Here is an 11,453-nt window from a genome sequence, read left to right as displayed (position 1 = left end):
GGGGAGGGGTTGGGGTGGGGCCTATCCGCGGGCGCGGCGCACGATGATTATCCTCGGCCTCGATCCCGGCCTCGGCACCACTGGCTGGGGTATCATCCGCGCCGAAGGCAATCGGCTCGGCCATGTCGCCAACGGCAAGCTCAAGACCGACCCCCAGGCGCCGCTCGCGCGTAGGCTCGCGCATCTCGACGCAATGCTGGCCGCGATCCTCGCCGATCACGCGCCCCAGGCCGCGGCTTGCGAAGAAGTCTTCGTCAATTCGAACGCGCAATCCACTCTCAAGCTCGGCCAGGCGCGCGGCGTCGTGCTCTGCGCGGCGGCACGCGCCGGGCTAGATGTCGGCGAATATACGCCGAGCGTGGTCAAGAAATCGGTGGTCGGCACCGGCGGCGCCGAGAAGGCGCAGGTCCACGCGATGGTCGCGCGGCTGCTGCCCGGCGTGAAGATCGACGGCCCCGATGCCGGCGACGCGCTCGCGGTGGCGATCTGCCACGCGCACCATCTGTCGAGCGCGCGCCGCGGCGTCCGCTGACCGGATCAGGCCGCCAGCGCCAGCCCCGCTCGGTCCTCATCGTCATTGGCGGGGCGGGGCGCCGGCCGCGTTCCCGCAGCCCGGCGCGCGCGTCTTGCCCGCCGCGCCACGGGAAGCCGGCGCAGCACCCAGGTCCTGACCATGCCGATCCGCACCGTCGACGCCGCGAGGATCCCCACCGCCAATGCGTCGACCAGCGAGCTGACCTCGAACGCCGCCGCCCAGCCGGCGAGCTCGGGCAGCGCCATCCCGAACAGCTGAAGCCCCTCTTCTTCGAGCAACCAGAAGCACGCCGCGCCGATCGCCGCGAGCACCAGCCAGGTCAGCACCGCGCCGCGATGAAGCCGCGCCAGCCGCGCGGCCGGCCATTCGACCAGCCAGCGCCGCATCCCGCGGCCGAGGGGCGTGCCGCCCGCCGCGAATAGAGCGAGCCAAAGCAACAGCAGCGCAGCAGTCATTTCCGATCCCCCTGGTTATGCGGGAAAGATGGTGCGGCTTCCCGGTCGCCGCCAGATCAGCCCGCCATTTTCGCTTTCCTACCTTGCCGCGTTCTGGCTATGTACCAAGCGTGCGCAGCCTGATCCTCTTCGCGACCCGCCCCCGCGCCCGCCGTTGCGGACAAGTTGCGAAACCCGCGCCAGGCTCGCAACTTTCTAAACTTTGCCTCGGACGGAGCGCCGCATGATCGCGCATCTCAAGGGCACGCTGGCCGCGACCGGCGCCGATCATGCGGTGATCGACGTGAACGGGGTCGGCTATCTGGTCGGCGCCTCGGCGCGCACCTTGACCGCGCTCGGCATCGTCGGCGATTCGGTGACGATCCACACCGAGATGCTCGTCGCCGAGGATTTCATCCGGCTGATGGGCTTCGCCACCGCCGACGAGCGCGACTGGTTCAAGCTGCTCACCCATGTCCAGGGCGTCGGCGCCAAGGTCGCGCTGGCGATCCTCTCGATCCTCGCACCGGACGAGTTGCGCACCGCGGTCGCCCGCGCCGATTCAGCGATGATCGCGCGGGCGAACGGCGTCGGCCCCAAGCTCGCCCAGCGCATCGTCAACGAACTCAAGGACAAGGCCGGCGGCATCGCGCTCGGCAGCGCCGGCGGCGCTCCGGCGCCTGCGGGCAGCGCCGCGGGCGATGCGGTCTCGGCACTGCTCAATCTCGGCTTCAAGCCCGCCGAGGCATCGAGCGCGGTCAGCGCCGCCAATGACGAGCTCGGCGCCGGCGCTACGCTCGACGCGCTCGTCCGGCTGGCGCTGCGCAAGGCGGCGAAGTGAGACTTTTCTGGACTTTGGTGCTGGCCCTTGTAGCCACTACCGCGAGTGCCCGCGCCTGCACCGACGACAGCGCAATGCGTTATTATTTCTTCGACCACGAACCAGTGTCGAGCGCCGGCCGCAGCGTGCTGCTCGTCCGCATCGTCGAGATAGACGGCGACATCGTACGCGCCAGGGTGGATGCGCGGTTCGCTAAAGCGCTCGGCATCGATCTCGTGACGATTGACTTGCCCAGATATCCGTGGGGCAGCAATTGTATTAGCTACGGGCTGACGGATGGCTTGGCGTTTGTAGCCGTTGATCGGCTAAGCGGGCAGAAGGCTCGCACGGGGCGGGCTGTCGCCGTCGCCCTGCGCGAGCCGTACGACACGCGCCCGCGGAGGGGCAAGGCGGAGCTCGACGGTTACATCGTCGATCCGGCTGTCAAAGCGACCGCTGGTGCTTCAGAGGTACGGGTTCCATGACCGTGACCAATCGCATCCTCACGGTTTCGCGCCCCGCCCACATTGACGTTGCGCTGCGCAAGGCGGCCAAATAGCCATGGAAATCGAAGTCAGCGCAGAGGCGAGGGACAAGGCGCTCAACCGCCGCGTCGCGATCACCGTGGTGATCCTCTCGGTGTTCATGGGGCTGTGCGGGATCAAGGACGGCAACATCGTCCAGGCGATGCAGCAGGCCCAGTCCGCCTCGGTCGACGGCTGGAACGAATATCAGGCGACGCGTGTGAAACAACATGTCGCCGAGAGCAGTCGCGCGCAGATCGCCGCGCTGGCGACCGATCCGGCCAAAGCGGCGCCGGTCCTCGCCCAGCTCGACCGCGACATCGCCCGCTACAAGTCCGAGGCACCCCGGCTGTCGAACGAGGCCAGGGCGCAGGCGGCGCAATATGACGCGCTCAACGTCCATGACGACCAGTTCGACGCGAGCGACGCCGCGATCTCCACCGCCATTTCGATCGCCGCGGTCGCGGCGCTCGCCGAAAGCGGCCTGCTGCTCTGGGCGGCCTGGGCTTTCGGCGCGTTCGGGCTGTTCATGGGCCTGTGCGGGTTCCTCGGCTGGGGATTCCATCCGCAATTGCTGAGCGGACTGCTCGGATGACCGAGCCCCGCATTGCGACCTGCCGCTGCGGCCAGCTCAAGGCCGAGGCCAGCGGCGAGCCGGTGCGAATCTCGGTGTGCCACTGCCTCGACTGCCAGCGGCGCAGCGGCTCGGCCTTCGCCGCGCAGGCGCGCTTTCCCATCGACCAGGTTCGGTTCGAGGGCGAGGCGAAGGAATGGGTGCACGTCAACGACAGCGGCGCGGCGACGCATTTCCACTTCTGCCCGAGCTGCGGCGGCACGGTCTGGTACCAGGGCGGCGGACTGCCCGATCTGATCGCCATCGCCATCGGCGGCTTCGCCGATCCCAATTTCCCCGCGCCGTATTTTTCAGTGTGGGAAGTGCGCAAGCAACCTTGGGTGCAGATCTCGGGGGAGGGAATCGAGCATTATGACTGACGCCGCACGCGTCCCCCCCGGAGTTGGAACGCCGTCCGATCGGGAGTATCCTGGCGCAATGACCTATCACACCGTCCTGATGCCGCCCGCGCTCCAGGCCTGGGTCGATGCGCGCATCGCCGAGGGCGCCTATGCAGATGCCGCCGACTATCTTCGCGACCTGGTACGCCGTGACCAGGAGCGTGGCGACCGGGCTTGGCTGAAAGCGATGATCGACGAAGGCCTCAAATCGGGCGTGCTGGATCAAGATGCCGAAGAGGTGCTCGACGAGATCGTAGCCGAAGACCCTGATCTGCGTGGCTAGGACGCGGATTTCGCCGGCGGCTCGGGGCGATCTTCGGGACATCCGCATATACAGCAAGGCAGCGTTCGGTGCTGAGCAGACGTCGAAATATCTGGAAGGGTTGCGAGAGACGTTTCGGTTGCTACGCGAGCGTCCTTTCGCCGGCGCGCTCGATGAGAAGCTTGGCGAGGGCGTGCGCGGTTTCCACTATCGCTCGCACCGCATCTATTATCTTCCGATGCAAAACGAGGTCTTGATCATCCGTATTCTCCACCACGCCCGCAATGTCGCCGGCGATCCCGGGCCGGATCAATGACCGACGACCGCATCCTGACCGCCTCCCGCCGCGCCGAGGACGTCGACGCCGCATTGCGTCCCAAGACGCTCGACGAGTTCGTCGGGCAGAAGGGCGCGCGCGAGAATCTGCGCGTGTTCATCCAGGCGGCGAAGCAGCGCGGCGACGCGCTCGACCATGTCCTGTTCTTCGGCCCGCCCGGGCTCGGCAAGACCACGCTCGCCCAGATCATCGCCCGCGAAATGGGAGTCGGCTTCCGCTCGACCTCGGGCCCGGTGATCGCCAAGTCGGGCGATCTCGCCGCCCTGCTCACCAATCTCGAGGACGGCGACGTGCTGTTCATCGACGAGATCCACCGGCTCAATCCCGCGGTCGAGGAAGTGCTCTATCCGGCGATGGAGGACCGCGCGCTCGACCTGATGATCGGCGAGGGGCCGTCGGCCCGTTCGGTGCGTATCGACTTGCCGCGCTTCACCCTGGTCGGCGCGACCACCCGCCAGGGGCTGCTCACCACGCCGTTGCGCGACCGCTTCGGCATCCCGGTGCGGCTGCAATTCTACACCGTCGACGAGCTCGAGCGCGTCGTCACCCGCGCCGCGACCCTGCTCGACCTCCACGTCGCCCAGGACGGCGCGCACGAGATCGCGCGGCGTGCGCGCGGCACCCCGCGCATCGCCGGGCGGCTGCTCCGCCGCGTCCGCGATTTCGCCAATGTCGCCGGCGAGGAGACCGTCCATGCCAAAGTCGCCGACGCCGCGCTCACCCGGCTCGAGGTCGACGCACTCGGCCTCGACAATATGGACCGGCGCTATCTGATGATGATCGCCGACATCTATCGCGGCGGGCCGGTCGGGGTCGAGACGCTCGCCGCGGGGCTAAGCGAGCCGCGCGACACGATCGAGGAAGTGATCGAGCCCTATCTCATCCAGATCGGCATGATCGCCCGCACCGCGCGCGGCCGCTGCCTCAATGCCGCGGGGTGGAAGCATCTCGGGCTCAATCCACCGCCCACCGCGCAGGAAGGGCTGTTCGACTGAGGCCAGGGGTTCCCCCGAGTCCGCAGCTTGGTTAAGGCCCGTTCATGCACGCGCTCTCCGCCTTGGGCCGCTTCGAGGGCCTCGAGCACCATTTCGAGCTGCGCGTCTATTTCGAGGACACCGACCTCACCGGCGTGGTCTATCACGCCAATTACCTGCGCTACATGGAGCGCGCGCGCTCGGACATGCTGCTCGCCGCCGGGGTCGACCAGCGCACTGCCTTCGACGCGGGCGAGGGCGCCTATGCGCTGCGCAGCGTCCGGCTCGATTATCGCAATCCGGCGCGGCTCGGCGAGGAACTGATCGTGGTGAGCCGGCTTGTATCGCTGCGCGCCGCGTCGGTGACCATTCAGCAACGAGTCATGCGGGGCGAAACAATCGTGGCGCAAGGTGAAGTCGAGGCGGCGTTCGTCTCCCCGGCAGGTCGTCCGCGGCGCCAGCCGGCAGATTGGATGGCGGCGTTCGAACCGCTGCTATGGAAGGGAAACTGAACTCGACATGCTGTTTCTGAATACCGCCGCCGCGACCATGTCGCCCGTCGCCTTGTTTCTCCAGGCCGATTGGGTGGTCCGCGGCGTGATGATCGGGCTGCTGCTGGCGAGCCTGTGGACCTGGGCGATCATTCTCAGCTTCGGCTTCCGCGTCAGCGCGGTGAAGAAGGGCATCGCCAGCTTCGAGACCGAATATCGCGAGGCCGACGATATCGACGAGTTCCACCGCCGCGCCTCCAGCCGCGACCAGCCGATCGCCCGCGTTTTCTCGGCGGGCGTCACCGAATGGCGCCGTTCGACCACCGGCAAGTCGATCGACCGCGAAGGTACGCGCGAGCGCCTCGCCACCGCGATGGGCGCCACGGTCGCGCAGGAGATCGACCGCCTCGCAGATCGCCTCAACTTCCTCGCCACGGTCGGCGCGGTCGCGCCGTTCGTGGGGCTGTTCGGTACCGTGTGGGGGATCATGCGCAGCTTCACCAGCATCGCCGCCGAGCAGAATTCGTCGCTCGCAGTGGTCGCGCCGGGGATCGCCGAGGCGTTGTTCGCCACCGCGATCGGTCTGTTCGCCGCTATCCCCGCGGTGATCGCCTACAATCGCTACAGCCACGGCATCAACCGCGTCGAGCAGCGGCTCAACCGCTTCGCCGATGGCTTCCACGCCACGCTCAGCCGCCGCCTGGAGATGGAGGCGTGAGGCTGGCCAAACTGTTCCTCCCCGGCACGGGGAGGTGGCAGCGCGAAGCGCTGACGGAGGGGGCTCTCCTCCTAGGGAATCCCGCGCGGAAACCCCCCTCCACCACGCCGCTTCGCGTCGCGGTCCCCCTCCCCGTGCCGGGGAGGATCTAGATGGCCATGCATCTCCCCTCGAACAAAGCTCGCGGCCGCCGCACCCCGATGGCCGAGATCAACGTCACGCCCTTGGTCGACGTGATGCTCGTGCTGCTGATCATCTTCATGGTCACCGCGCCACTGCTCACCGCGGGCGTGCCGATCGACTTGCCCGAGAGCCGGGCCAAGGCGCTCGACCAGGAGCAGAAGCCCGTCCAGATCGCGATCGACGACAAAGGCCAGGTGTTCGTAGACGACGAGCCGGTCGACGATGCCGGGCTGCCGGGCATGCTCGATCAGGTCGCGGCGCGCAAAGGCGCCGACGGCAAGCCCGCGCAAATCTATCTGCGCGCCGATCAGGGCCTCGGCTATGGCAAGGTCATGCACGTGATGGGCGAGCTCAATCGCGCCGGGCTCAACCGCGTGTCGCTGCTGACCAACGCCGCGAGCAAGTGACGCGATGGCGCTGACTCGCTCCGAGGCGATAGGTCTGGCGGTCGCGGCGATCGGCCATCTTGGGTTGTTCGTTTTCTTGTCGCCCGCGATGTCGCCCAATCCCGAGAAGCTCGTCGTCACGCCGATCGAAGTGTCGATCAGCGAGGATGTCGGGCTGGAGAGCCAGGCGCCGGTGCCGAGCCACGAAGAGGCCGCCGCCCGCCTGTCCCCGGTCGAATCGCCCGACGAGCCCGAGGCGACGCCGCCCGAGCCCCAGCCCGACCCGCAGCCGGTCGCCAGGCCGCAGCCGGCGCCGCCCGCCAAGCCCGCGCCGGCGCCCGATCCGCGCCCCGCGCCGCGCGCGCCGGCAAAGGCCGCGCCCACGGCGCCGGCCAAGCAGCCGGCCAAGCCTGCGCCCGCCGCCGCTCCGGCGAAGCAGCCGGCAAAGCCCGCCTCTGCTGCCGCGCCCGCCAAGCAGCCGACCCGCCGCGACGTCCGCGCGAGCGGCGCGCTCGACGGGATCATGGCCGGGATCAGCTCCCGCCCGAGCGAGGGCAAGGCGACGACGCCACCCGCGACGACTGCCGGCCCGGCGGTACGTTCGGCGCTCCAGGCCGAGGTGATGCGCCAGGTCAAGCCGCATTGGACGCCACCCAGCGGCGCCGATTCGGAGAAATTGCGCACCACGGTCGTCGTCCAGCTCAACCGCGACGGCTCGATCGCCGCGCGGGTACGCGTCACCCAGACCGGCATCACGGACAGCAACCGTGCGCAGGCCGCGCTCCACAAGGAGCGCGCGATCCGCGCTGTCACGCTCGCAGCGCCGTTCAAGCTGCCGCCGCAATATTACGATGCGTGGAAGACCATCGGACCGACACTCTACGAGGATCTTTGACCATGAAGGCCAGCCAAATCGCATTGGGGATCGCACTCGCGCTGGGCGTCGCGGCGACCGCGCACGCCCAGGACGCGCCCGAGGCGCAGACGGCGCCTGCGGCACCGGATTCTGGGCAGGAATCGGTACTCAGCGTCGACGTCACCAATGCCGCCGCGAAGGACATGGTGCTGATGATCCCGGCGATGCCCGCCGCCGGCGCCGCGGCCACTGCCGCCGGGGCGACCGACGAGCTCGGGCGCAAGCTCGCGCAGGTCATCGACGACGATCTGCGCAACACCGGCCTGTTCAAGACCCAGGGGCCCGGCCAGGCCGGGACGATCGCCTATAGCGAAGTCAACGCGCCCAACTACGCGGTGTGGGCGGGCCGCTCGGCCCAGGCGCTGGTCCAGGGCTATGTCCGCGCCGGCGGCAATGGCCAGCTCACCGTCGGCTGCTATCTCTATGATGTCGCGCTGCAGAGCGAGTTGGTCCGCCAAGGCTTCGTCGTCTCGCCCGGCGACTGGCGCCGCGCAGCGCACAAATGCGCCGACGCGATCTATACCCGGCTCAGCGGCGAGGGCGCCTATTTCGACAGCCAGGTCGTCTACGTCGCCGAGCAGGGGCCCAAGGGCAAGCGCCGCAAGCAGCTCGCGATCATGGACCAGGACGGCGCCAACCACCGCTTCCTGACCAACGGCCAGAACATCGTGCTCACGCCGCGCATGTCGCCGAAGCAGAACGCGATCGTCTACATGAGCTACGAAAATCGCCGCCCCTCGATCTGGATCTATGATCTGGTTGCGCGGACCAACCGGCGGCTGGTCGAGAATGTCAGCCAGAATTTCGCGCCGCATTTCTCGCCCGATGGCCGTAACATCCTGTTCTCGATGTCGGTGGCGGGCAATACCGACATCTACCGGATCAGCACGAGCGGCGGCCAGCCCCAGCGGCTCACCAACGTCCCCGGCATCGACACCGGCGGCAGCTATTCGCCCGACGGCAGCCGGATCGTGTTCGAAAGCGATCGCGGCGGCAGCCAGCAGCTCTACGTGATGAACGCCGACGGATCGAACCAGAAGCGGATCAGCTTCGGCGGCGGGCGCTATGCCACCCCGGTATGGAGTCCACGCGGCGATCTGATTGCGTTCACCCGCACCGGCGGCGGCGCGTTCCGGATCGGGGTGATGAACCCGAGCGGCGGCGGCGAGAAATTGCTCACCAACAGCTGGGGCGACGAGGCGCCGAGCTGGTCGCCCAACGGCCGCGTGCTGATGTTCTTCCGCGCCGCGCAAGGCTCGGGCAAGCCCGATCTGTGGTCGGTCGATCTCACCGGTGCCAATGCGCGCAAGATCCCGACGCCGCTCGACGGCTCGGATCCGAGCTGGGGACCGATTCGCCCCTGAAACGTTATCCCAGCGGGTCGCCCGCAAAACACACGACTAGAGGAGGAATGACGATGGCCAAGATGACGACCAGCCTGATCCTGGGCCTGGCGCTTGTCGCCACCGCGGGCTGCACCAAGAAGCGTCCGCCCGAACTGCCGCCCGCGCCGACCGACACCGCGCCGCCCACCGACGGCAACGGCGAGAGCAGCGACACGGTCGCCGGCCGCCTCAACGAGCAGTTCAAGCGCGAGATCACCAGCGACACCGTGCATTTCGCGCTCGACCAGTATGACATCGATTCGGAAGCCCGCTCGATCCTCGACAGCCAGGCCACTTGGCTCGTCGCGCATCCCGAGGCGCGCGTGACGCTCGAGGGTCATGCCGACGAGCGCGGCACCCGCGAATATAATCTCGGCCTCGGCGATCGCCGCGCCAACGCCGCCAAGAACTATCTCGCCGCGCGCGGCGTCTCGGCGACTCGGATCACCACGATCAGCTACGGCAAGGAGCGCCCGATCGCTCTTGGCTCGGACGAAGCCAGCTGGGCGCAGAACCGCCGCGCAGTGACCATCGTCATCAACTGATGCGTTTGGAGGCTACCCCATCCCGTTCGCCCTGAGCCTGTCGAAGGGCTGTTCTGCCTTCTGCCGTCAGAAGAAGAACGGTGCTTCGACAAGCTCAGCACGAACGGGGAATAGGGTGTTCCCCGGCAATAGACGACGCCGTCGATCCTCCGGATCGGCGGCGTTTGCACATCCATGAATATCGCTTGCGCCGCCCCCATCTTCGATATAAATATGATATCATAATAACGGGAGGCAAGAATGACGGACATTCGTGGTGCGAGCTCTGCGCTCCGGCAGAGCAGCGAGCGCACGGCACTTACGATGAGCGGCTATGGCATGCTCGCCATCCTGCTGGTGGCGATCGCGATCGTGGCGGGTTCGGTCAGCCAGATCGACCGAGTGCCGGACGCGTTCGTGGTGGCGGGGCTGGTCCTCGGCTCGCTGATATTCCTGTTCGGCGTCGGCGGCTTCTACCTGCTCCAGCCCAACCAGGCGGCGGTGATCCTGCTGTTCGGCGATTATCGCGGCACCGATCGCACCACCGGCCTGCGCTGGACCTGGCCGTGGATGCTCAAGAAGAAGGTCTCGGTGCGCGCCAACAACATCATTTCCGATCGGATCAAGGTCAACGATCTGCGCGGCAACCCGATCGAGATGGCGGCGCAGGTCGTATGGCGCGTGACCGACACTGCGCAGGCGCTGTTCGACGTCGACGACTACAAGGCGTTCGTGATGGTCCAGATCGAGGCCGCAGTGCGCACGATCGGCTCGCGCTATCCCTATGACGATTTCGAGCATCAGGAAGTCACGCTGCGCGGCAATCACGACCAGGTCGGCGCCGAGCTGCGCGACGAGCTGATCGCCCGGCTGCGCGTGGCCGGGATCACCGTCGACGAATGCGGCTTCACCCATCTTGCCTATGCGCAGGAGATCGCCGGCGCGATGCTCCGCCGCCAGCAGGCCCAGGCCGTGGTCGCGGCGCGCCAGACGCTGGTCGAGGGCGCGGTCGGCATGGTCGAGATGGCGCTCGACCAGCTCAGCGCGAAGAACGTCGTCGAACTCGACGACGAGCGCCGCGCCGCGATGGTCTCGAACCTGATGGTCGTGCTGTGCGGCGAGCGCGACACGCAGCCCGTCGTCAATGCGGGCTCGCTGTACCAATAGGATTATTGCGTGTCGGTACCCCCCAAAAAGGCGTTCCCGCTGCGTCTCGATCCCGCGCTCTACGCGGCGATCGAGCGCTGCGCGGCGGCAGACCTGCGCAGCGTCAACGCGCAGGTCGAATGCCTGCTGCGCGAGGCGCTGGGCCGCCGCGGGGTCAAGCTTGCGGAGCCGGTCCGCGCCAAGCGCGGCCGTCCGCCCAAGGATAAGGAGGACGAAGCATGATGTTTGGCATCGCACGCAAACGGCGCTGCGGCCGCCGCGACCCGCGGCTCGCCGCCGTGCTGGGACTGTTCTCGGCAGGCATGATGGCCGCGGCGGCATTCGTCCAGCGATACCAGGGCAAACACGAGACGATCCTCGTCGTCGGATTGGTCGCGATCCTGATCATCGGGCTCGCCGTGATCCGCGTGACAGTGCTCAATCGCGATGGCGACGGGCGATGAGCGCCTGGCTGCACCAGCTGCGCGATTGGTACCGCGTCCGCCCGGGCTATTGGTTCGCGCAGAAGCGCTATGGCTGGGGCGCGGTGCCGGTGACGTGGCAGGGCTGGGCGCTGACGCTCGGCGTGCTGCTGATCGCCGGCGGCATCGCACGGCTCACCCAGCGCAGCGCGCTCTACCAATTGCTGTTCGTGCCGCTGTTCGCCGGGGCGCTCTGGCTATGCTGGGTCAAGACTGACGGCGGCTGGCAGTGGCGCTGGGGGGAAAAGAAATAAGCCCCTCCCCTTCAGGGGAGGGGTTGGGGTGGGGCCTGTCCGCGGGCATTACACTCGGTGAGACATGG

19 protein-coding genes are annotated in these 11,453 nt (G+C 67.8%); 18 read left to right on the top strand and 1 reads right to left on the bottom strand.

Going from position 1 to position 11,453, the window contains the following annotated elements:
• Positions 1 to 43 precede the first annotated feature (43 nt).
• Entirely contained in the window at positions 44 to 532 is a 489-nt protein-coding gene (ruvC, locus tag AC3WJI_RS20740) for a crossover junction endodeoxyribonuclease RuvC (protein ID WP_492759202.1), read from the top strand.
• A gap of 5 nt (positions 533 to 537) precedes the next feature.
• Here ruvC and AC3WJI_RS20735 read toward each other — a convergent pair whose 3' ends face one another.
• Positions 538 to 990 (bottom strand): hypothetical protein, encoded by a 453-nt coding sequence (locus AC3WJI_RS20735; protein WP_492759201.1) that lies wholly within the window; start codon positions 988 to 990, stop codon positions 538 to 540.
• A 223-nt stretch (positions 991 to 1,213) separates the two neighbouring features.
• On the opposite strand from AC3WJI_RS20735, the gene ruvA reads away from it, so the two are divergent.
• The 17 genes from ruvA to AC3WJI_RS20650 all read left to right on the top strand — a co-directional run bounded on the left by ruvA (position 1,214) and on the right by AC3WJI_RS20650 (position 11,385).
• Positions 1,214 to 1,810, top strand: coding sequence for a Holliday junction branch migration protein RuvA (ruvA, locus tag AC3WJI_RS20730; protein WP_492759200.1), 597 nt, complete (start codon positions 1,214 to 1,216; stop codon positions 1,808 to 1,810).
• A 74-nt stretch (positions 1,811 to 1,884) separates the two neighbouring features.
• The gene (locus AC3WJI_RS20725) at positions 1,885 to 2,274 is read left to right on the top strand and encodes a hypothetical protein (RefSeq protein WP_492759199.1); all 390 of its coding nucleotides are present in this window, start codon (positions 1,885 to 1,887) and stop codon (positions 2,272 to 2,274) included.
• Between the two features lie 76 nt (positions 2,275 to 2,350).
• Positions 2,351 to 2,908, top strand: coding sequence for a DUF4337 domain-containing protein (locus AC3WJI_RS20720; RefSeq protein WP_492759198.1), 558 nt, complete (start codon positions 2,351 to 2,353; stop codon positions 2,906 to 2,908).
• Complete coding sequence (locus AC3WJI_RS20715) at positions 2,905 to 3,306, top strand: GFA family protein (protein WP_492759197.1); 402 nt, start codon at positions 2,905 to 2,907, stop codon at positions 3,304 to 3,306. The genes AC3WJI_RS20720 and AC3WJI_RS20715 overlap by 4 nt, the downstream gene beginning before the upstream one ends.
• 58 nt (positions 3,307 to 3,364) lie before the next feature.
• Positions 3,365 to 3,610, top strand: a complete 246-nt coding sequence (locus tag AC3WJI_RS20710; protein ID WP_492759196.1) for a ribbon-helix-helix domain-containing protein — start codon at positions 3,365 to 3,367, stop codon at positions 3,608 to 3,610.
• A complete protein-coding gene (locus AC3WJI_RS20705; RefSeq protein ID WP_492759195.1) occupies positions 3,603 to 3,905 on the top strand; it encodes a type II toxin-antitoxin system RelE/ParE family toxin in 303 nt (100 codons plus the stop codon). Before AC3WJI_RS20710 ends, AC3WJI_RS20705 begins: the two co-directional genes overlap by 8 nt.
• Entirely contained in the window at positions 3,902 to 4,921 is a 1,020-nt protein-coding gene (gene ruvB, locus AC3WJI_RS20700) for a Holliday junction branch migration DNA helicase RuvB (protein WP_492759194.1), read from the top strand. Before AC3WJI_RS20705 ends, ruvB begins: the two co-directional genes overlap by 4 nt.
• A 44-nt stretch (positions 4,922 to 4,965) precedes the next feature.
• Positions 4,966 to 5,412, top strand: a complete 447-nt coding sequence (locus AC3WJI_RS20695; RefSeq protein WP_492759193.1) for a YbgC/FadM family acyl-CoA thioesterase — start codon at positions 4,966 to 4,968, stop codon at positions 5,410 to 5,412.
• Positions 5,413 to 5,419: 7 nt separating this feature from the next.
• Positions 5,420 to 6,109 carry a protein TolQ gene (gene tolQ, locus AC3WJI_RS20690; RefSeq protein WP_492759192.1) on the top strand — a complete coding sequence of 230 codons (690 nt, stop codon included), beginning with the start codon at positions 5,420 to 5,422 and terminating at the stop codon, positions 6,107 to 6,109.
• A gap of 152 nt (positions 6,110 to 6,261) precedes the next feature.
• Entirely contained in the window at positions 6,262 to 6,699 is a 438-nt protein-coding gene (gene tolR, locus AC3WJI_RS20685; protein WP_492759191.1) for a protein TolR, read from the top strand.
• A 4-nt stretch (positions 6,700 to 6,703) separates the two neighbouring features.
• On the top strand, positions 6,704 to 7,573 hold the full coding sequence (locus AC3WJI_RS20680) for a TonB C-terminal domain-containing protein (RefSeq protein WP_492759190.1): 870 nt from the start codon (positions 6,704 to 6,706) through the stop codon (positions 7,571 to 7,573).
• A gap of 2 nt (positions 7,574 to 7,575) precedes the next feature.
• Complete coding sequence (gene tolB, locus AC3WJI_RS20675) at positions 7,576 to 8,958, top strand: Tol-Pal system beta propeller repeat protein TolB (protein ID WP_492759189.1); 1,383 nt, start codon at positions 7,576 to 7,578, stop codon at positions 8,956 to 8,958.
• 53 nt (positions 8,959 to 9,011) lie between these two features.
• On the top strand, positions 9,012 to 9,524 hold the full coding sequence (gene pal, locus AC3WJI_RS20670) for a peptidoglycan-associated lipoprotein Pal (protein ID WP_492759188.1): 513 nt from the start codon (positions 9,012 to 9,014) through the stop codon (positions 9,522 to 9,524).
• Positions 9,525 to 9,764: 240 nt separating this feature from the next.
• The gene (locus AC3WJI_RS20665) at positions 9,765 to 10,670 is read left to right on the top strand and encodes an SPFH domain-containing protein (RefSeq protein WP_492759187.1); all 906 of its coding nucleotides are present in this window, start codon (positions 9,765 to 9,767) and stop codon (positions 10,668 to 10,670) included.
• A gap of 9 nt (positions 10,671 to 10,679) precedes the next feature.
• Complete coding sequence (locus AC3WJI_RS20660; RefSeq protein ID WP_492759186.1) at positions 10,680 to 10,892, top strand: type II toxin-antitoxin system antitoxin; 213 nt, start codon at positions 10,680 to 10,682, stop codon at positions 10,890 to 10,892.
• Complete coding sequence (locus tag AC3WJI_RS20655; RefSeq protein WP_492759185.1) at positions 10,889 to 11,113, top strand: hypothetical protein; 225 nt, start codon at positions 10,889 to 10,891, stop codon at positions 11,111 to 11,113. Before AC3WJI_RS20660 ends, AC3WJI_RS20655 begins: the two co-directional genes overlap by 4 nt.
• Positions 11,110 to 11,385, top strand: coding sequence for a hypothetical protein (locus AC3WJI_RS20650; protein WP_492759184.1), 276 nt, complete (start codon positions 11,110 to 11,112; stop codon positions 11,383 to 11,385). The genes AC3WJI_RS20655 and AC3WJI_RS20650 overlap by 4 nt, the downstream gene beginning before the upstream one ends.
• Positions 11,386 to 11,453 lie beyond the last annotated feature (68 nt).

The sequence above is a fragment of the Sphingomonas sp. FW306-1B-B10E genome, from assembly GCF_058782005.1.
Note: the sequence above shows the minus strand (reverse complement) of the source record. Positions and strands in the feature narration are given on the sequence as shown.